16 protein-coding genes are annotated in these 19,864 nt (G+C 63.8%); 6 read left to right on the plus strand and 10 right to left on the minus strand.

Annotation, left to right across the window (positions count from 1 at the left end):
- Nucleotides 1-24: 24 nt before the first annotated feature.
- The 4 genes from AC0L2H_RS04495 to AC0L2H_RS04510 form a co-directional block, all read right to left on the minus strand.
- Entirely contained in the window at nt 25-2,337 is a 2,313-nt protein-coding gene (locus AC0L2H_RS04495) for a putative bifunctional diguanylate cyclase/phosphodiesterase (protein WP_473589076.1), read from the minus strand.
- Nucleotides 2,338-2,481: 144 nt separating this feature from the next.
- Entirely contained in the window at nt 2,482-5,961 is a 3,480-nt protein-coding gene (locus tag AC0L2H_RS04500; RefSeq protein WP_473589077.1) for an indolepyruvate ferredoxin oxidoreductase family protein, read from the minus strand.
- Nucleotides 5,962-6,182: 221 nt separating this feature from the next.
- Nucleotides 6,183-6,722 (minus strand): hypothetical protein, encoded by a 540-nt coding sequence (locus tag AC0L2H_RS04505; protein ID WP_473589078.1) that lies wholly within the window; start codon nt 6,720-6,722, stop codon nt 6,183-6,185.
- A complete protein-coding gene (locus tag AC0L2H_RS04510) occupies nt 6,715-7,323 on the minus strand; it encodes a CGNR zinc finger domain-containing protein (RefSeq protein ID WP_473589079.1) in 609 nt (202 codons plus the stop codon). Before AC0L2H_RS04510 ends, AC0L2H_RS04505 begins: the two co-directional genes overlap by 8 nt.
- Before the next feature lie 180 nt (nt 7,324-7,503).
- Here AC0L2H_RS04510 and AC0L2H_RS04515 point away from each other — a divergent pair, with 180 nt between their 5' ends.
- The 4 genes from AC0L2H_RS04515 (at nt 7,504) to AC0L2H_RS04530 (ending at nt 12,098) form a co-directional block, all read left to right on the plus strand.
- Nucleotides 7,504-8,409 carry a branched-chain amino acid ABC transporter permease gene (locus tag AC0L2H_RS04515; RefSeq protein ID WP_473589080.1) on the plus strand — a complete coding sequence of 302 codons (906 nt, stop codon included), beginning with the start codon at nt 7,504-7,506 and terminating at the stop codon, nt 8,407-8,409.
- A 254-nt stretch (nt 8,410-8,663) separates the two neighbouring features.
- The gene (locus tag AC0L2H_RS04520; RefSeq protein ID WP_473589081.1) at nt 8,664-9,269 is read left to right on the plus strand and encodes a TRAP transporter small permease subunit; all 606 of its coding nucleotides are present in this window, start codon (nt 8,664-8,666) and stop codon (nt 9,267-9,269) included.
- Entirely contained in the window at nt 9,269-11,050 is a 1,782-nt protein-coding gene (locus tag AC0L2H_RS04525) for a TRAP transporter large permease (protein ID WP_473589463.1), read from the plus strand. The genes AC0L2H_RS04520 and AC0L2H_RS04525 overlap by 1 nt, the downstream gene beginning before the upstream one ends.
- 19 nt (nt 11,051-11,069) lie before the next feature.
- Nucleotides 11,070-12,098, plus strand: coding sequence for a zinc-dependent alcohol dehydrogenase family protein (locus AC0L2H_RS04530; RefSeq protein ID WP_473589464.1), 1,029 nt, complete (start codon nt 11,070-11,072; stop codon nt 12,096-12,098).
- 253 nt (nt 12,099-12,351) lie between these two features.
- On the opposite strand, the gene AC0L2H_RS04535 is transcribed toward AC0L2H_RS04530, so the two are convergent.
- Nucleotides 12,352-13,461 (minus strand): TRAP transporter substrate-binding protein, encoded by a 1,110-nt coding sequence (locus tag AC0L2H_RS04535; protein ID WP_473589082.1) that lies wholly within the window; start codon nt 13,459-13,461, stop codon nt 12,352-12,354.
- 359 nt (nt 13,462-13,820) lie between these two features.
- Here AC0L2H_RS04535 and AC0L2H_RS04540 point away from each other — a divergent pair, with 359 nt between their 5' ends.
- Nucleotides 13,821-14,594, plus strand: a complete 774-nt coding sequence (locus AC0L2H_RS04540; protein WP_473589083.1) for a gamma-glutamyl-gamma-aminobutyrate hydrolase family protein — start codon at nt 13,821-13,823, stop codon at nt 14,592-14,594.
- Nucleotides 14,595-14,809: 215 nt separating this feature from the next.
- On the opposite strand, the gene AC0L2H_RS04545 is transcribed toward AC0L2H_RS04540, so the two are convergent.
- The 4 genes from AC0L2H_RS04545 to AC0L2H_RS04560 all read right to left on the minus strand — a co-directional run bounded on the left by AC0L2H_RS04545 (nt 14,810) and on the right by AC0L2H_RS04560 (nt 18,424).
- The gene (locus AC0L2H_RS04545; RefSeq protein WP_473589084.1) at nt 14,810-15,796 is read right to left on the minus strand and encodes a 2-hydroxyacid dehydrogenase; all 987 of its coding nucleotides are present in this window, start codon (nt 15,794-15,796) and stop codon (nt 14,810-14,812) included.
- Nucleotides 15,793-16,815, minus strand: coding sequence for a LacI family DNA-binding transcriptional regulator (locus tag AC0L2H_RS04550; protein WP_097574511.1), 1,023 nt, complete (start codon nt 16,813-16,815; stop codon nt 15,793-15,795). Before AC0L2H_RS04550 ends, AC0L2H_RS04545 begins: the two co-directional genes overlap by 4 nt.
- 67 nt (nt 16,816-16,882) lie before the next feature.
- On the minus strand, nt 16,883-17,767 hold the full coding sequence (locus AC0L2H_RS04555) for a DMT family transporter (RefSeq protein WP_473589085.1): 885 nt from the start codon (nt 17,765-17,767) through the stop codon (nt 16,883-16,885).
- Between the two features lie 249 nt (nt 17,768-18,016).
- A complete protein-coding gene (locus AC0L2H_RS04560) occupies nt 18,017-18,424 on the minus strand; it encodes a DUF2000 family protein (RefSeq protein ID WP_473589086.1) in 408 nt (135 codons plus the stop codon).
- Nucleotides 18,425-18,453: 29 nt separating this feature from the next.
- On the opposite strand from AC0L2H_RS04560, the gene AC0L2H_RS04565 reads away from it, so the two are divergent.
- On the plus strand, nt 18,454-19,323 hold the full coding sequence (locus AC0L2H_RS04565) for an AraC family transcriptional regulator (RefSeq protein ID WP_473589087.1): 870 nt from the start codon (nt 18,454-18,456) through the stop codon (nt 19,321-19,323).
- 39 nt (nt 19,324-19,362) lie between these two features.
- Here AC0L2H_RS04565 and AC0L2H_RS04570 read toward each other — a convergent pair whose 3' ends face one another.
- The gene (locus tag AC0L2H_RS04570; RefSeq protein WP_008872554.1) at nt 19,363-19,833 is read right to left on the minus strand and encodes a MarR family winged helix-turn-helix transcriptional regulator; all 471 of its coding nucleotides are present in this window, start codon (nt 19,831-19,833) and stop codon (nt 19,363-19,365) included.
- Nucleotides 19,834-19,864 lie beyond the last annotated feature (31 nt).

Consider the following 19,864-nt stretch of genomic DNA (forward strand, 5'->3'; position numbering starts at 1 on the left):
AAAATATGAGGTTTTTTGGGAAAATCAGCGACGCGTCGCCTTCCTGGCCGTCTTGATATCCTTGGCGAAAGGCCAGACCGTGCTCGACATGGTCTCGATGCCGGAGGCGCTGAGCGCCGAGCCGAACAGGAAGCCCTGAACCAGATCGGGCTTGACTTGCAGTGCCAGGATCTTGAGCTGTTCGAAGGTTTCGACACCCTCGACGGTCACCGAAAGCCCCAGCGGCCGCGACAGGTTGACGATGCCCTTGAGCAGCTCGAGCGAACGGGTGCTCTGGGTGACATCCATCAGGAACGAACGGTCGATCTTGATCTTGTCGAGCGGCAGCTTGTGGAGGTAGCTCAGGCTCGAATAGCCGGTGCCGAAATCGTCCAGCGCGATGCGCACGCCAAGCCGCTTCAATTCCTCGATATATTGGCGTGTCAGCGACTTGTCGTCGAGCAGCGCGGTCTCGGTGACTTCGATCTCCAGGCGGTCAGCAGCCAAACCGGAGCTCGCCAATGCATCGCGAACTTTCTGGATAACGTCGCGGCTGCGGAAATCCTTGGCCGAGAGATTGACCGAGACACTGGTCTGGACCGGCCATTTGGCGCATTCGATGCACGCCGCATTGAGCACGAAGGTGCTGATCTCCGAAATAATGCCCATTTCTTCCGCCAGCGGGATGAAGATGCTGGGCGAGATCGGCCCGAGATCGGGGTGGTCCCAACGGCACAGCGCCTCGCAACTGGCAATACGCATGGTGGTCATCGCCACGATCGGCTGGTAGACCACCCGCAACCCCTTGCTTTCCACCGCGCTGCGCAGGTCCGCCTTCATCAGCTGGCGATTGCGGAAGGCGGCATCCATCGACGCCTCGAACAGCCGCCAGCTGTTCTTGCCGAGCTCCTTGGCCTTGTAGAGCGCGAGATCCGCCTTGACGATCATGGCGTCGACATCGGTGTCCTTCACTCGGGACAGCACGGCGCCGCCGCTGGCCTGGATGCGCAGCCCGTGGCCGGCAACATCGACCTCGCCCTGCATGTCGAGGAAGATCTCGTCGAGCTTGCTTTTCAGATGACTTTCGTCCTCGACGCGGTCGAAGAAGACCATGAACTCGTCGCCGCCAAAGCGGCTGACGGTGATACCTGGTCCCGCCACCGCTCCCAGCCGTTCCGCCACGGCATAGATCAGCCCGTCGCCGATCGGATGGCCAAGCGTGTCGTTGACGCTCTTGAAATCGTCGAGATCGAGCACGGCGAGCGCGCACAGACGATCATGGTCGCCGGACGCCATGGCCTCTCCGACCAACTCGTGGAAATAGGCGCGATTGGGCAGGCCGGTGAGGTTGTCGTAACGCGCCATGAAGCGGATCTTGTCTTCCGCCTCGACGCGGGCCGTCACATCCTCGAAGGTGATGACGCCCAGTTCCTGGCTGCCTTCGCGAGCCGAAAACTCATAGTGCTGGCCGTTGGCGAGCGAGACAAGGACCTTGCGGTCGCGGCCCTCACGCAGGGCGCGCGTCAGCTGGGCTTCGATATAGCGGCAGTCCTTCGGCGCCAGCATGCCGCCGGCAACGCCGCGCATCAGGAGACCATGGATCGACCGTCCAAGCAGCGCATCGGGCGATTTGAGCGACATCAGATGCGCGGCTTCGGCATTGGCAACCGCCACCCGGCCGTCGGGACCGAGCATAACAAGACCGTGCGACATGGTGTTCAGCGCCCGGTTGAAACGCTGGGCGATGCGGTTCGCCTTCTTCTCCTCCGATACGGCCGCGAAAAGCACGTCGCGAACCGTGTTGGCGAATTTGCGGATCGCAAACAGGAATGGCGCGGACAGAAGGCCGAGAAGAACGTGATAGATATCGCCGCGCAGCAGGAACCCCAGCGAGATCGGCCAGGTCAGGGCCAGGGTCAGGATGGTCACCATGCGCGGCGAGCCATAATTGCGGCCGGCAATGGAGGTCGCCGTCGCCAACGTCAGGCAGACGGAGGCGATCTCGGCGAAATTGTCGCGCGCAAAATAGATGCCGAGCAAGCAAAACGCGCCCAGCGTCAGCCCATGCAAGGAGCCGTACAGGATGTAGTCGTTTTCGCGCTTGTGCGCTTCCTCCCAGGTCTTCGGCGAAGGCAGGCTGTTGTATTTGCGGAAGTTCCTCATCCGGAAAATGCCGACAAGGATCATCGCGATCGCAACAATCAGGTAGCGCGGATCGCCGTTCTTCCACCAGACGAGGCCAATCAGGAAGGTCTGCGCGAAAATGCCGATCGAAAGCGTCAACCCGTCGCGAAACAGAGTTTCCACGAACGGGATGTAGACGTCGACCGGGATCTCGTTTTTTCTTCTCAGATTCACGCCTGAATCCCAACCCTGGGGAGCCAAGCAGTGTCACATCCGCCTTAAGAAAGGTTTAGAATGGCCGTTTTGGTGGCCGCCGCCAAGCCCGTTGACCCAAGGGAAAGCCTGGAAACTGTCGATCAGGTAAACAAGCCGTATCGGTCATTCGGCGGCCTGGAGTTCGGGCCGCAGCGGGGCCTTTGCCAGGCGTTCGAGCAGCCTCAGGCGCTCACCCGCGGCCTTTTCAGCGCTGGCTTGCCTGACATGGCCATAGCCGCGAATGAGCGCCGGCACCGAGGCAAGCGCTGTCGCGGCCTCGATCCTGCCGGGTGCCAGTGCTGCGGCAATCACGTCCAGATCGGCCTCATACTGGGCCAGAAGCTGGCGCTCCATGCGCCTCTCGGCGCTGTAGCCGAAGAGATCAAGGGCAGTGCCGCGCAGGCCCTTCATCGCTGCCAGCACGCGAAAACCCTTCATCATCCAGGGACCGAAGCTCGATTTCCGCGGCTTGCCGTCATTGCCGCGCCTGCCCATGATCGGCGGCGCCAGATGGAATTCGAGCTTCTCATAGCTTTGGAACTGCTTTGACAGTTCCGCGGCGAAGGAACCGTCGCTGTAGAGCCGTGCCACCTCGTACTCGTCCTTGATCGCCATCAGCTTGAACAGGTTCCTCGCGGCGGCCGCGGTCACATCGGCGGAACCGGGTACTGCCCTCACCTCGGCCTGGCGCAACGCGGCCAGTCTGTCGGCATAACGCTTGCCATAGGCGGCGTTCTGATAGGCGGTGAGGAAAGCGACGCGGCGGGCAATGATGTCATCGAGCGTGCCGGCAATCGCGACCGTCTGTGCGGCCTTGCCGGGCTGGGCAATCAGGCGGCGGACGAAATCCGGCTGATGGGCGGCACGACGGCCCCAGCGGAAGGCCGAGACGTTCATCGCCACCGCTTCGCCGTTGAGCTCGATCGCCTTTTCGACCGCCTCGGCCGACAGCGGCAGCCCGCCATGCTGGAAGGCGAAGCCGAGCATGAACATGTTGGCGCCAAGCGAACTTCCGAAAAGTGCCGCGGCGGTGCGGGTGGCGTCGAAGAAATGCGCCTTGTCGTCGCCGGCGGCCGCGCGGATCGCCTTTTTCAGCCGCTCGACGGGCAGCGAGAAATCGGCCGAGCGGGTAAACTCGCCGGGCATGATCTCGGCGGTGTTGGCAAGGAAGATGGTGTGGCCCTCGCGCACCGCGGCGAGCACCTTCTGGGCGCCCGATACGACGAGATCGCAGCCGAGCACAAGGTCGGCCTTGCCCGCCGAGACGCGGATCGCGTGGATATCATCCGGGCTGCGCGCGATGCGGACATGGGTGAACACCGAGCCGCCCTTCTGGGCAAGGCCGGCCATGTCGATCATGCCGCAGCCCTTGTCCTCGAGATGGGCGGCCATGCCGAGCACCGCGCCGATGGTGACGACGCCGGTGCCGCCGACGCCGTCGATGATCGCCGCCCAGCCTTGCTCGCCAAGCGGGAATTCGGCCGGCGCCGGCACGCCGTCGAGCGGATCGGCGGTGCCGGCGATGCCCTCGGCCTTGCGGATTTTGGCGCCGTGGACGGTGACGAAGGACGGGCAGAAGCCGTTGACGCAGGAGAAATCCTTGTTGCAACTCGACTGGTCGATCCTGCGCTTGCGGCCGAACTCGGTCTCGACCGGCTGGATCGAAACGCAATTCGACTGCACGCCGCAATCGCCGCAGCCCTCGCAGACCAGCTCGTTGATGAAGACGCGCTTGTCGGGATCGGGAAACGTGCCGCGCTTGCGGCGGCGGCGCTTTTCGGCGGCGCAGGTCTGGTCGTAGAGCAGCACCGATATGCCCTTGACCGCACGCAAATCGCGCTGGACGAGGTCGAGGTCGTCGCGGTGATGGATGGTGGCGCCGGCGGGGAATTCCGCCTTTCCGGCATATTTGTCCGGCTCGTCGGTGACGATGGCGATGCGCTCGACGCCTTCGGCCCGCACCTGCCTGGCGATCATGTCCACGGTCAGGCCGCCTTCGTGCGGCTGGCCGCCGGTCATGGCGACAGCGTCGTTGTAGAGGATCTTGTAGGTGATGTTGGCGTCTGTCGACAGCGCGAAACGGATCGCCAACGCGCCGGAGTGATTGTAGGTGCCGTCGCCGAGATTCTGGAAGATGTGGTCGCGCTTAGAGAACGGCGCCTGGCCGACCCATTGCGCGCCCTCGCCGCCCATGGCGGTGAAGCCGACGGTGTTGCGGTCCATCCACAGCGCCATGAAATGGCAACCGATGCCGGCGGCGGCGAGCGAGCCGTCCGGAACCTTGGTCGAGGAATTGTGCGGACAGCCGGAGCAGAAGAAGGGTGTGCGCGAGGCTATATCCTTGGTGTCGGCGAGCATGGCCTGGAACTGGCGCAGTTTCGCCACCCGCGCGGCGATCTCCTCGGACGGACCGATGGTGCGCAGGATGCGGTCGCCGAGCGCAATGGCGATATCGTTGGGATCGAGCGCGCCCTTGGCCGGGAACAGCCAGTCGCCGCGCTCGTCCTTCTTGCCGACGATGACCGGCCGCGCGGCGGCGCCATAGAGGTTCTCGCGCAATTGCACTTCGATCAGCGAGCGCTTCTCCTCGACGACGACGATGGTGTCGAGGCCGCGGGCAAAATCGGCGATGTGCTGGAAGTCGAGCGGCCATGGGCAGCCGACCTTGAACAGCCTGATGCCGATGCGGTTGGCCGCGGCTTCGTCGACGCCGATATCTTCCAGTGCCTGGCGAACGTCGAGATAGCTCTTGCCGATGGTGACGATGCCAAGCTTCGGGCTGCGGCCGCCCGGATAGACGATCCGGTTCAGTCCGTTGGCGTGGATGAAGGCGGAAGCGGCGGCGCGCTTGTACTCATGCAGGCGCTCCTCCTGGCCCAGCATGTCGATCTCGTTGCGGATGTTGAGGCCGCCTGGCGGCATGTCGAAATCCGGGACGACGATTTTCAGCCGCTCGAGCGAGGCATCGACCGAGGCCGTCGATTCGATGTTGTCCTTGACGCATTTGATCGCCGCCCAGGTGCCGGCAAAACGCGACATGGCAAAGCCGTAGAGCCCATAGTCGATGATCTCCTGGACGCCGGCCGGATTGAGGATCGGCACCATCGTGTCGACGAACAGGAATTCGGTGGCGTGCGCATTGGTCGAGGATTCGGCCATGTGGTCGTCGCCCATCAGGGCAAGCACGCCGCCGTGCTTCGACGAACCGGCAAGGTTGGCGTGGCGGAACACGTCGCCGGAACGGTCGACGCCCGGTCCCTTGCCGTACCAGACCGAAAAGACGCCGTCATGCGTGCCCTCGCCCAGCAATTCGGCCTGCTGCGAGCCCCAGCAGGCGGTGGCGGCGAGTTCCTCGTTGAGGCCGGGCTGGAAGACGATGTCGGACTGCGCCAGCTGCTTTTTGGCCCGCCACAGCTGCATGTCGAGGCCGCCGAGCGGCGAGCCGCGATAGCCGGAAACGAAACCGGCGGTGTTCAGGCCAGCCTGTCGGTCACGCTCACGCTGCATCAGAAGCATGCGGATGACCGCCTGCGCACCGGAAAGGAAGATGCGCTCCTTTCCGAGGTCGAACTTGTCGTCGAGCGCAACTTCAAGCAGTGTCATCAGGCACTTCCTCTGCGGAGGCCACACTTGCAAGCGCAGCCAACGTCGGAGCTGGATGGTGCAGTGTTTCTTCCCTTGCCGGGCAGGTCAAACGAAATCGAAGCTGCCAGCCAATGCGCAACGAACAATCCTGTCCGCGCCCAATGCTATAAGAAACCGCATGCGGTTTGCCCAGCCGCCGCACGAAAATTCCGGCTCTGGCCTGAACCTGCGAAGCGGCGTCAGATGCCCTTCGAGCAATCAGGCTTCGGTTCGCCCGGCAATTTGCCATCGGGATGGCCGGCAAGGTCGGGATTGGCTGTATAGAGCTGGTCGATGACCAGCGGCCGGTCGGGCAGGATGGACTGGTCCTGCGTCGACATCAATGTGGTGTCGATTTTCTGCAAAACCGCGCCATCGGAGCCCTTGATGCTGATGGCAATCGCATAGGGCTTGTTCTTGACGACACAGGTCAGCGCCGGGCTTTCCAGGGTCACCTTGTCGAGCTTGGGCCAGACCTTCTGCTCGACCACCAATGGCGCGCCGCCGGCGGGATCCTGGAAGCTGGCTACCGCGACCTGGCCGTCGCCCATCGGCTGCAAGGGCCGCAGCGTCACGACATAGGTCGCCCTGGCGAGACGGTAGTTGAAGACGAACAGCTTGCCGGAAACCTCGAACAGCCTGCCTTCGCCGTCCTTGCCGGTTTCGCGGCAAGCCCCGAGCCCAACAGCCGCAATCAGCGTGGCCGCCAGCAGGACCCGGCGCAAACGATTTCTAGACATTGTCGACCTCATTGGCCCCCCTCCGGCGGCGATAGTGCCGGCTTGCCTTCCGACGGTTGCCACAAACCGCCATGTCGCACCAAAGACGGCTGGAATTGCGGCTTCTGTCGACAAACAGCCAGGTGCAATTGGGGCAGATCCTCAGCCTTGCGATGGTGTCGCCCTGCAGCAGCGACAGCGCCGAAACCGCCAGCGCCGCTTCGAAGGCAATCGGCGTCGCCGGATCGCCGAACGGCTTTCCCACCGCACCGATTTCGGTGCGGCTGCCGGCCAGGCCATCGGCGCAAGCACCAAGGAATTCGGGCAGATCGGCGGTGGCGACCGCGCCCTTCGACACCGCACCGCGAAACAGCCGGTCGGTCGCCTCGCGGATCGACAGCACGACCGGCGCAATTCTCACCGGCGACGGCGTCGCCAACCGCCTGCCGCCAAGCTCGGCGGCGCGAAAGCCACTTGCCGCGTCGGCGAAACGGGCGATCTCGCCCGGATCCTTGAACCGGTCGAAGGTTTTCCGGGGATCGCCACGCAGCACGACGGTGTTCGCCGTGTCGAGCGCCAGAAGGCCGCCGGTGAAGCGGTGCGGGGTCCAGGAAACCGTCATGAGCACAATTTCTAACCGATAAATCGCATTTGACAAGTTAGATCCCACGATGCAAACCTTGCTTGGGGGCGGATCATCGCAGCCCCTGTTGTTGAGTATGTCGTTGCCCCAAAGACCGCTTGGCACCCTCGGGTCAGGCCCGAGGGCAGCCTTTTTGGGCGACATGCTCTGGGATGGCGCATGCTGTATTTCTTCCAGCAGGTCCTGAACGGGCTGCATTCGGGCGCGCTCTATGCGCTGCTCGCCTTCGGCTATGTCTTGACCAACGGCATCCTGCACCGCACGAACCTCGCCTATGGCGCGCTGTTCGCCTTTTGCGGGCAGACGATGATCCTGACCGCGGCCTTCGGCTATCAAGCGCTGTGGCTGACCCTGTTCGCGGCGGTCGCCCTCGGCATCGTCGCCGCCTTCCTCTATGCGGCGCTGATCAGCCATATCTTGTCGCGCAGCGTCTTCGAGCCGCTGGCCGACCGCACGCCCAACGCAATCGTGGTGACGACACTGGGCATATTGCTGTTCCTGTCGGAGGCAAGCCGTATCGCCGCCGATACGCACGATCTGTGGCTGCCGCCGATGCTGGCCCAGCCGATCGTCTTTGCGCAGAATGCCCGTTTCAAGGCGACGCTGACGCTCATCCAGTTGCTCGACTGCGCTGTGGTCATGGCAGCGATCGCGCTCGCCACCTTTGCCTTCGCGCGCTCCAGCTTCGGCCGGCGCTGGCGGGCCGTGTCCGACGACCCCAAAGCCGCGGCCATGTGCGGCGTCGACGTGCGCGCGGTGTTCCGGCAGGCGGTGCTCGCCGGCGGGTTTTGCGCGGCGTTGGCCGGCATAATGGCCGGCCTCTACTACGGCAATATCAGCTTCGGCTCCGGCCTGGTTTACGGGCTGAAGATCCTGTTCGTGACGGCGGTGGGCGGCTATCTCTCGCCGCCACGGGCGGCACTGGGTGCGGCCGCCTTCGGCATGGCCGAATCACTGTGGGCCGGCTATTTCCCGGTCGAGTGGCGCGACGCCTGGATGTATCTGTTCCTCGTCGCCATGCTGGTGCTGATCGGCGCCGGCCGCGACCAGAGCAAGATTGCCTGAACGGCATAGACTTTGGATGCATGACGTTCCGTCAGCCGGCCGTTTTTGCCCATTCCACCTCACCATCCCACCTCACAAGATTGTTTACCCGGCGCGCACCGTGTTGACCCGCCGGGCCACGCACGGCATACCGTTGGGCCACAGCGGCGCCGGAAAACAAAGAAGGAATTGGCGCGTGCTGATGCTTTGAGTTGCGCATCGTGCTTTCCGAAAATCGACGCCGATTTCGGGCCGATGCGAAAAGGGAGGAATGCATGGCAGGGCTTCTCGCTCTATCCAGAACCATTGACCGTGTGAACGAGTTCATCGGCAAATGGGTGTCGTGGCTGATCCTGATTTCGATACTGGTCAGTGCCGCCAACGCCATCATCCGCAAGGTGTTCGATACGTCTTCGAACGCCTGGCTGGAACTGCAGTGGTATCTGTTCGGCGCCGCCTTCATGCTCGCTGCAGCCTACACCCTGAAGCAGAACGACCATATCCGCATAGACATCGTCTACGGGATGTTCCCGCGCCGCGTGCAGCACTGGATCGACCTTCTCGGTCACCTCTTCTTCCTGATGCCGTTCGTGACCTTGATGGTGATCTATTTCGTCCCCTACGTGTCGCTGTCCTTCCGCAGCGGCGAAATGTCGAACAATTCCGGCGGGCTGATCATCTGGCCGGCCAAGGCCATCCTGCTGGCCGGCTTCTTCCTGCTGGCGCTCCAGGGCATCTCCGAGATCATCAAGAAGATCGCTATCATGCGCGGCGATATGGACGATCCCAACCCGTTCATATCGGTGCATGAACAGGCCGAACTCGAAGCCAAAGCGCTCGCTGACGAAGCGAAGACGCTCACCGGAGAGGTGCGCCCGTGATCGAGTTCATCGCCCAGAACATGGCGCCGATCATGTTCGCCTCGCTGGTCATCTTCCTGCTGATCGGCTATCCCGTCGCCTTCTCGCTCGCCGCCAACGGCCTGCTGTTCTTCTTCATTGGCGTGCTGCTGACGCCCTATTCGGGCGGAGCGATCAATCTCGCCTGGCCCCTGCTCTATGCGCTGCCGGACAATTTCTACGGCAGCCGGGTGATGTCGAACGACACGCTGCTGGCCATCCCTTTCTTCACTTTCATGGGCATCGTGCTCGAACGCTCCGGCATGGCCGAGGACCTGCTCGACACGATCGGCCAGTTGTTCGGGCCGATCCGCGGCGGGCTTGCCTATGCCGTGATCTTCGTCGGCGCGCTGCTGGCCGCGACCACCGGCGTGGTGGCGGCCTCGGTCATCGCCATGGGGCTGATCTCGCTGCCGATCATGCTGCGCTACGGCTATGACCGTCGAGTGGCATCCGGCGTCATTGCCGCATCGGGCACGCTCGCCCAGATCATCCCGCCGTCGCTGGTGCTGATCGTTCTCGCCGACCAGCTTGGCCGCTCGGTCGGCGACATGTATGCCGGAGCGCTGATCCCCGGGCTGGTCCTGACCGGCCTTTACACCTCGTACATCCTGCTCATGTCGATCGTCCGGCCGAAGTCGATGCCGGCCCTGCCACTGGAAGCACGCACGCTGGGCCACGGTGTGCTGTCCTTGCTGGTGGCGGTGCTGGCTTCGGTCGTGGTGTCATACGCCGCCTACCGCTACCTGGCGCCGGCGCACGGCGACAATGCCGACATCCTCGGAGCCACCATCGGCGTTATCTTCATCTATATCGTGGCCATCGCCGACCAGCGGCTGAATATCAACATGATGTCGCGACTGGCGCAGCAAGTGGTGATCGTGCTGATCCCACCGCTGGCGCTGATCTTCCTGGTGCTCGGCACCATCTTCCTCGGCATCGCCACCCCGACCGAGGGCGGCGCCATGGGCGCTGTCGGCGCACTGGCCATGGCGGCGATGAAAGGCCGGTTGTCGCTCGATGTGATCAAGCAGGCGCTGGCCTCGACGACACGGCTGTCATCCTTCGTGCTGTTCATCCTGATTGGCGCACGGGTGTTTTCGCTCACCTTCTACGGCGTCAATGGACAGGTCTGGGTCGAGCACCTTCTGACCTCGCTGCCCGGCGGCGAAGTCGGCTTCCTGATCGGCGTCAACATCCTTGTCTTCCTGCTCGCCTTCTTCCTCGATTTCTTCGAGCTCGCCTTCATCATCGTGCCGCTGCTGGCGCCGGCCGCCGACAAGCTCGGCATCGACCTGATCTGGTTTGGTGTGCTGCTTGGCGTCAACATGCAGACCTCCTTCATGCATCCGCCCTTCGGCTTTGCGCTGTTTTATCTGCGCTCGGTCGCAGCGCGCGTGCCCTATCTCGATCGGCTCACCGGCAAGCAGATCGCGCCAGTAACCACAGGCCAGATCTATTGGGGCGCAGTGCCCTTCGTCTGCATCCAGGTCATCATGATCGGGCTGACCATAGCCTTCCCGCAGATGGTGATGCGCTACAAGGGCACGCCGGTCGACCCCGGCACCATCGACTACCAGGTGCCGGAAACGCCTGGCACCGGCCTGTCGCCGCTCGGCACACCGCCGCCAGCCAATGGCGGCACCGCCCCGGCCGCGCCGGCGGCGCCGGACTTGTCGCAGCCGCCGAATTTCGGCGATGCACCACCTGCCAAACCGGCGGCGCCGGCCACCGATCTGTCGCAGCCGCCAAGCTTCAATTGAGGTGGCCCGGATGACCATGATGAAAGCGGTGCGCCTGGAGGCGGTGGGCAGCATCGTCCTGCGCGAGGTCGACAAACCCACCCCCGGACCGGACGATCTCCTGGTGCGGGTCGAAGCCTGCGGCGTCTGCGGCACCGACCGCCATCTGTTCCACGGCGAGTTCCCCTGCACACCGCCGGTGACGCCGGGACATGAGTTTTCGGGCATCGTCGAGGCAATGGGAGGTGCTGTCTCGGGATACTCCGTCGGCGACCGGGTGACCGGCGATCCCAACATCGCTTGCGGGCGCTGCCCGCATTGTCGGGCCGGCCGGGTTAATCTGTGCAGCAATCTCAGCGCCATCGGCATCCATCGTGACGGCGGCTTCGCCGACTACGTCCTGCTGCCGCAGAAGCAGGCCTTCCTGCTGCCCAAAGACCTCAACCCCACGCATGGCGCGTTCTGCGAACCGCTTGGCTGCTGCCTGCACGGCGTGGACCTGGCCGAAATCTGGCCCGGCGCCTCGGTTGTCGTGCTGGGCGGCGGCGTGATCGGCCTGCTTACCGTGCAACTGGCGAAGCTCGCCGGAGCAAGGACCATCATCCTGTCGACACGCCAGGCCTCGCGGCGCGCGCTTGCCGAGGAATTGGGAGCCACGGCGACGGTCGATCCGGACGCGGGCGGTGTCATCGAAGCGGTCACCGGTCCGTCGGGCCTGATGCCCGGCGGCGTCGACGTGGTGTTCGAATGCGCCGGCGTGCGCGACACTGTCGAACAATCCATGCGGCTGGCCAAGGCTGGCGGTACGGTCATCATCGTCGGCGTGACACCGCAAGGCATGAAAGCGGCGTTCGAGCCCTTCGACCTCTTGTTCCGGGAATTGAAGGTGCTGGGCTCCTTCCTCAATCCCTACACCCATGGCCGCGCGGCTGAGCTCATCGCCACTGGCGCGATCGAGATCGACAGGTTGATCTCGAGGCAGGTGCTGCTTGAGGAGGCCGCGGCCGTGATCGCAAACCCACCCGCGCCCGGCGAGGTCAAGGTGCTGATGGTGCCAGGCCGCGGCTGAGTCGCCTGCATTTTCGGGCGTTTGCGCCGCCCCTCACCGCCCTGCCGGGCACCCTCTCCCCGTATAGCGACGGGGACGCTCTCATCGATGGTTTCGCCAATCGCCAACGTTGCAGGAACAGTGCGAGGTTACGGCCATGCCCGGCAGGGCGATGAGGGGCGGCGCAACCTCAGTGATTGCCGTCTCCGACGCCGGGCAAAGAAAACCCCGGAGCGACGGCCCCGGGGTTTGTCGAACAATCTGCGGCTTGCGCCTAAAGCTTGCCGTTGCGCTGCTGGACCATCATGAAGGTGTCGTAATTGTATTCGGCCACCTGCGCCCAGAGATAGTGCTCCTTGCGGAAGGCCTTGATGGAGTCCCAGATCTTCTTGAATGGCGCATTCGTGGCCTCCATCTCGGCATAGACCTCGTTCGCCTTTTCGAAGCAGGCCGCCATGATGTCCTGGCTGAACGGACGCAGTTTGGCGCCGCCGGACACCAACCGCTTCACCGCCGCCGGATTGAGATAGTCATATTTCTGCAGCATGTTGGCGTCGGCCGCCTGCGCGGCGGTGTGCACCAGCGACTTGTAGGCCGGCGAAAGCTCTTCGTATTTCGCCTTGTTGAACATCAGATGGACCGTCGGTCCGCCTTCCCACCAGCCGGGGTAGTAGTAATAGGGCGCGACCTTGTAGAAGCCGAGCTTCTCGTCGTCATAGGGGCCGACCCATTCGGCGGCGTCGATCGTGCCTTTTTCCAGCGCCGGATAGATGTCGCCGCCGGCGATCTGCTGCGGCACGACGCCGAGCCTCTGCACCACTTTGCCGGCAAAGCCGCCGATGCGCATCTTGAGGCCCGAAAGATCGGCGACGGTATTGATCTCCTTGCGGAACCAGCCGCCCATCTGCACGCCGGTGTTGCCGCCCGGCAGGCCGAAAAGCCCTTGCGTGGCCAGGAACTCATTGAACAGGTCGATGCCGCCGCCATGATAATGCCAGGCATTGATGCCGCGCGCGTTGAGCGAGAACGGCACGGCGGCGCCCAGCGCCCATGTCGGGTCCTTGCCCCAGTAATAATATGCCACCGTATGGCAGGCTTCGACAGTACCGGCAGTGGTGGCATCCGCGACTTGCAGGCCGGGCACGAGTTCACCCGCGGCGAAGACCTGAACCTGGAAGTTGCCGTCGGTCGCTTCCGACAGCATCTTGGAAAACACCTCGGCGCCGCCATAGATCGTATCGAGCGATTTCGGGAAGGACGACGCAAGCCGCCACGTCACCTTCGGATTGGACTGGGCGATTGCCGGCGCGGCAAGCGCTGCGGTAGCGGCCGCGGCGCCGATGCCGGTTACGCCTGCCTTGCGGATGAACGATCGACGATCCATGCACTTCCTCCCTTTTGGATCAACAGACCGGCGTTGGGGAAATCCTCTTTGCCCCCGACCGGCTTGGCGCAAACAATACACGGGCAGGAAGTCGAGTCCAGCACGGCAGCCGAACCGAGCGCTGCTCCTGCAACTATAGTCTAACGCACCGCATCGGCCCGAAAATCGGAATCGATTTTTGGAAAGCACGATGCGTAGGTTCAAAAGCGTTGGAGCGCACTTTGTGCGTCCAATTGAACGCACGTCGCTCTAATGCCGTGGCCCAGCGACACGCCAAAACTTGCCATGGCAAAGCGCCCTCGGATCGCCTATTTTAGAGGCAGAATATGACGTTGCACTGAATGGAACCCGGATCAAAAATGCAGCAGCCGCTCGTCGCCATATCGACCGACGTCCGCCAGTTCGACAACTACACTTGGCATGCCGCCCCGCAGCAATATCTGGAGGCGGCCCTCTCGGGCGCCGGCGTGTTCCCCGTGCTGGTGCCGTCCTTCGGCGACCGGCTAGACTTCGACGAGCTGCTGTCCTCGGTCGACGGCGTCATGGTCACCGGCTCGAAGTCCAATGTGCACCCGTCGCTTTATGGCGGCGACGCCAGCGAAGCCAACGGCCCCTACGATCCGGCCCGGGACGCCACCACGCTGCCGCTGATCCGCAGGGCGATCGAGCGCGGCGTGCCATTGCTTGCCATCTGCCGCGGCATCCAGGAGATGAATGTGGCGCTGGGCGGCTCGCTAGCCACCGAGATCCACGAGCGCGAAGGCTCCCTCGACCACCGCGCAGCGGTGAGCGACAACCAGGATGAGCGCTTCGCCATCAACCAGACCATATCAATCAAGCCCGGAAGTTGCCTCGCCGGTGTGTTCGGCGCCGGCGACATCAAGGTCAATTCATTGCACCGCCAGGCGATCGACCGGCTCGGCCCGAAGCTGGAGGTCGAGGCGGTCGCCGCCGACGGCACCGTCGAGGCGGTTTCGGTTCGCGATGCCCGTGCGTTCGCAGTCGGCGTCCAGTGGCATCCCGAATACTGGGTCAAGTCGGATAGCGCCTCAGCCAAGATATTCCGTGCCTTCGGCGACGCGGTGCGCCTGCACGCGGCGGCGAGGGCCGGTGCGCGGGCGGCGGCTGAGTAAGCCAGAACTCAGGGAGCGGTGGCCAGCGACAGTAGCGGCAAGGCCGGCTCGTAGGATCCGTAGCCATCGCCGTCGGCGACCGAGAAAGTGACGATCGGGTCGATGCCATCGGTGCTGAAGGTGACCGTGCCGTCATCCTGCTCTCGCCAGAATTTCGCACGCTCGATGCCGGGTAAAATCCGGCGGCCAGCGTTAACAGGTGTGGCAGGCCCTTGCTAGCGCCGCGCCTTGACCTTTTCAGTCTCCGGCACGGGGGTGAGCGCCCGTCCTTGCGAGAACCAGGAAACCAGATTGTCGACGCACAGATCCGCCATGGCGCGGCGGGTGTGCTCGGAAGCCGAGCCGACATGTGGCAAGAGCGACGTGTTGGGCGCGTCGAGCAGCGACCGAGGCACGTTCGGTTCGTCGGCGAAGACATCGAGCCCGGCTGCGGCGATGGTTTTGTTGGCGAGTGCCGCGGCAAGTGCTGCCTCGTCCACCGTGCTGCCACGGCCGATATTGATGAAGACGCCGTTCGGGCCGAGCGCCTCAAGGATTTCGGCATTGACCGCCTTTTCGGTCGAGGCGCCGCCTGGCGCCACCGAGATCAGCGTGTCGACCGCGCTAGCCAGGCCTTTCAGCGTCGGGTGGTAGTCGTAGGGCAGGCCTTCAACCCGGCGCCGGTTGTGATAGGCGATCGACGGCAGGCCGAACGCCTCCAGCCGCCGGGCAATGGCCAGCCCGATACGGCCCATGCCAAAAATGCCAACCGCGCGGCCGCGCAAGGTCAGCCGGCTCAAGGGATAGTTGCCCTCGCGCACCCAGCTGCCGTCGCGCAGCCAGGTTTCGGCGCGCGGCAATTCGCGGATGGTGTTGATCAAGAGCCCGAGCGCCGTGTCGGCGACCTCCTCGGTCAGCACGTCGGGCGTGTTGGTGACCATGATGCCGCGCTGCGCGGCATGGCGGGTATCGACCGAATCATAGCCGACGCCGAAATTGGCGATGATCTCGAGGTTTGGCAGCGCGTCGATGAAGGCAGCATTGATGCCGCCGAACGAGGCGATGCCGCGCACTGTCCGGCGCATATCATCGGTGACCAGCGAGGGGTCGGCGCGTTCGATCTTGACCTGCCGCAACGTCCGGTCGATGCGGCCAACGGCATGGTCGTTGAATTGGCCCGGCACCAGGATGGTAACCGCCCGCAGTTCTTCGGTCTTTGTCATGCACGTTCCACCGGTTTGCCGGTCGACTGGCGCACATGCAGCTCCGGCTTGATCAGTTCCTGCGACGGCCGCACCGTCTGTCCGTTGAGCTTGTCGAGCAGGGCGCTGGCGGCACGGCGGCCGACCTCGCGCTGGCCGTTCCAGACGGTGGTCAGCGCCGGGGTGGCGATCGCCGCTTCCTCGAGATCGTCGTAGCCGGTCACGGATATGTCAATGCCGGGCACCAGCCCGGCGCGCGCAATGCCGTTCATCAGGCCGATGGCGACGAGGTCGTTCCAGCAGCAGGCGGCGGTCGGCTTGTCCTTCAATGCCAGGAACTGGCCGGCGGCCTCGAAGCCGGCCTGCTTGGTGCGTGGGCCGGCAATGCGCCAGGACGGTCTGACCTCCAGCCCGGCCGCCTCCATGGCGTTGACATAACCCTGGTAGCGATCGCGGCCGGTCGAGGTCTGGTCGGTGCCGCCGATCATGGCGATGCGCTTGTGGCCGAGCGAGATCAGATGGTTGGTGGCAAGCCCTGTGCCATAGGCGTCGTCGCCGCGAAACACCGGCACGTCGGCGCCCTCGACGGTGCGCGCGATCAGCACCGCCGGCAGACCGTTTTCCTCGGCCATCAGGATGTCGGCGGCCGGCGTGCCGATGGCCGGCGACATGATGACGCCGTCGGCGCCGAGCTGCAAAAGCGTGTCGATGAAGGTGCGCTGCTTTTCGAGCTGGTCGTAATGGTTCGACAGGATGAAGGTTTGCCGGCTGCGGTCGAGCTCACTTTCGATCGAGCGCAGGATCTCGGCGAAGAAGGGGTTCATGATGTCGTGGACGACGACGCCGACAATGCCCGAGCGCGAGGTGCGCAGGCTGGCGGCGCGGCGGTTGTAGATATAGCCGATGGCGCGGGCGTGCTCCTTGATGCGGTCGCGGGTGGCGCCGGCGACCAGCGGACTGTCGCGCAACGCCAGCGAAACCGTCGCCGTGGACACGCCCAGCGCATCCGCGATCGTCGAAAGCTTGATCTTCTGTGCCAGCCCTTCGCTCCCCGATCGTTTTTTAAACTGTTTAAAGGCGGCCTATATGCCATCGATCGGCAGCAAATCAAAGTTTTTTCGCCAGCGTTTCCGCCTCCGCGTCCAGTGCTGCGTGATTGCGCAGGCGAAGCCGGTGTTCGCGATGGACGATATAGAGGCCGCTGGCGACGATGACGGCGGCGCCAATAAGCGTCCAGCGGTCGGGAAACTGGTTGAAGACGAGCCAACCGGAAATGATCATCCAGATCATCTGCGAATAGGGATAGGGGGCGAGCGCCGTGGTGGTCGCAAGCCGATAGGCCTGCACCAGGAGCCAGTGGCCGATGCCGCCGAAGACGCCGAGCATCAGCAGGATGAACCAATGCCATCCATCATGGGGCAGGGAAAATGAGAACGGCAGCAGGGGCAAAAGCACGACGGCCGGCGCCAGCGCCGAAAAAAGGATGAGGCTCTCGGCGGTTTCGGTCGCCGCCAGGCGACGCGTCATGATGACGTAGAAGCAGTTCGACAGTATCGAGCAGATGGCGAAGACATGTCCGATGCCGAAGGCGCCGACGCCGGGGCGGGTGATGATGAGAACCCCGACAAAGCCGGTCAGGATCGCCAACCAGCGGCGCCAGCCCGCCCATTCGCCAAGCAACGGACCGGCGAGCGCGGTGATTATCATCGGCCCGAAGAAATAGATCGACGTGGTTTCCGCGAGCTGCAAGGTCTGCAGCGCCAGAACGTTGAAAATGGTCGAGCCGAACAGGAACAGACCGCGCGCGACCTGCGCCGGCAGGTTGGCGGGGCGGAAGCGCGCCGGCTCGCGCCATCCGCGCAGAAACGTGCCGACCAGCAGGACATGTACGGCAAAGCGAACCCAGGCGACGATCAGCGCCGAGACGCCGGCAAGGACAAGATATTTGCTTGAGGTGTCGAGGAAGGTGAAGAATACATAGACCGAAAGCATGCAGAGAATCGCCGCCGGAGGCGTCGCGCTTTCGTCTTGTTTTGGGGAAGGACTCAATTTCAGGCCGGGTACCGAGGTAGAGCCTCACCTTTGCGGCAATTGTGACCTGCCGGCAAGCCAAAAGAGGCTGGTACAACAGGAGCCGCCAACTGGAGATTAGCCTGAACGTCCTTCGTAATCGTCGTCCTGGGGCGGAGCAAGGAGCGAAGCGACGCGGCGCAGACCCCAGGATCATGACGTAGGGCGGTTCTAAGCGTGCATGCGGGAGCCCTTGGTGATCTTGTCGACCTGCTTCTTCTCGGCACGCAATGCGATGCCGACGACCTTGGCGTCGTCGGGGGCGAATTCGGCAAAGACGGCGCGGTTGGCGACATCGTGGCCGGTCGAGAACATCTCCTCGACATAGAGCGACGTCGTCACGCCACGCTCCAGCGCCCGCCGGTGGATCGCGGCAAGCGTCGGCTGGTCGGCCGAAAGCACGATGACCGGCTGGATCGAGAGCGGGTTGTAGAGATTGCCGGCTCGGTCCCGGTAGGGCTCGCCGATGATCTGGGGAAATTGTGCGACGATGCCGCTGGTCAAGAAAGCGGTGACATTGAGCTTCTGCCAGACGGGAAGGTCATCCCTGAGCACGATTGCAAATTTCGTATCGAACATGAGACAGTCACCAGAACATGATTGAAGCGATGCCGCACGATCTAGGCCAGCAGGCCCGCCAGGGTCTTGAACGTTTGTGCACGAACGCGGCCGAAGATTGCATCGTCTCGGCGCCCGGCGCTGCCGGCATGGAGCGCATAGAGGCGCGGTTCCATGGCAGCGCCTTCGATCTCCACCGCCACGACACCTATGCGATCGGGGTGACGTTCTCCGGCGTGCAGCGCTTCCGCTATCGCGGCGCGATGCAGCACAGCCTGCCAGGCCAGGTCATTGTGCTCCATCCCGACGAATTGCACGATGGCGGCGCCGGCACCGAGGATGGTTTGCGCTACCGAATGCTCTATCTCGAGCCGTCGCTGATGCTGGACTGCCTTGGCGGCGCGTCACTGCCTTTCGTCAGGGAGGCCGTGGTGAGCGACCACGCTTTCTGCACGACGCTGCTTTCGGCGCTAGCACCGCTGGACCGGGAACTGGACGAGCTGTTTGTCGCCGATTTCATGGCGCAGCTCACGCAATGCCTTGCGCGGCACGCCGGCCAGCCGGCTAAGCCTGTGGCAAAGACGGCCTGGCGCGCCGCCAGCCTGGCGCGCGACTATCTGGAGGAGAATGCCGGGCGCACTGTACGCTCCGAGGAGCTGGAGGCGATCACCGGGCTCGATCGCTACAGGCTGTCACGGCACTTCCGCGCCACCTTCTCGACCAGCCCGCACCGTTTCCTGCTCATGCGGCGGTTGCAACGGGCGCGCCGGATGATCGAGGCGAACGAGCCGCTGGCGGAGATCGCTATCGCCGCCGGTTTCAGCGACCAGAGCCATTTTATCAGGCATTTCAAGAAGGCGTTCGGCGTCACGCCGGGACGTTGGTCGTCGCTGATCCGCCGATCGCCAATTGCGAGCTAATGCAGGTCGCCCAACAGTGTGCAGACTGCAGGCCCTCGATCAGTCGTCGAGGTCGGTGTCGTCGTCGAGGAGCACCATCTCCTCGTTGGAAAGATTCGCCTCGATGCGGGCGAGCAATTTGAACAGCGCCTTCTGGTCCTTCTTGTCGAGGCCTTTCAGCGCCTGCTTTTCGGTCTTTTTCACCGATTTCTCGATGGCGTGGATGATTTCGCGGCCGGTATCGGTGAGGAAGATGTGGGCCTGACGGGCATCGTTCACCGAGGCGCGCTTTTCCAGGAAGCCCTGCGCCTGCAACCGGTTGATGGTCTTGGTGATGGTCGGCGGGCGCACGCCGAGGCGGCCGGCGAGATTGCCGGGCGTCTGGCCGTCCTCGCGGTCAAGCGCCAGCATGATCTGGTCCTGCCCGGCATAGAAGCCGTGCGCCAGAAGCCGCGCGGCGAGTGCCGTTCGCGCCAGCCGCGCCGCCGAATGCAGCCGGCTCATTGTCGCAGTCTTGTCCGCCTTGGCCATGGTCATCCCTCTTCGGCCGAACCGGTGCGAG

The organism is Mesorhizobium sp. WSM4871 (assembly GCF_055811295.1).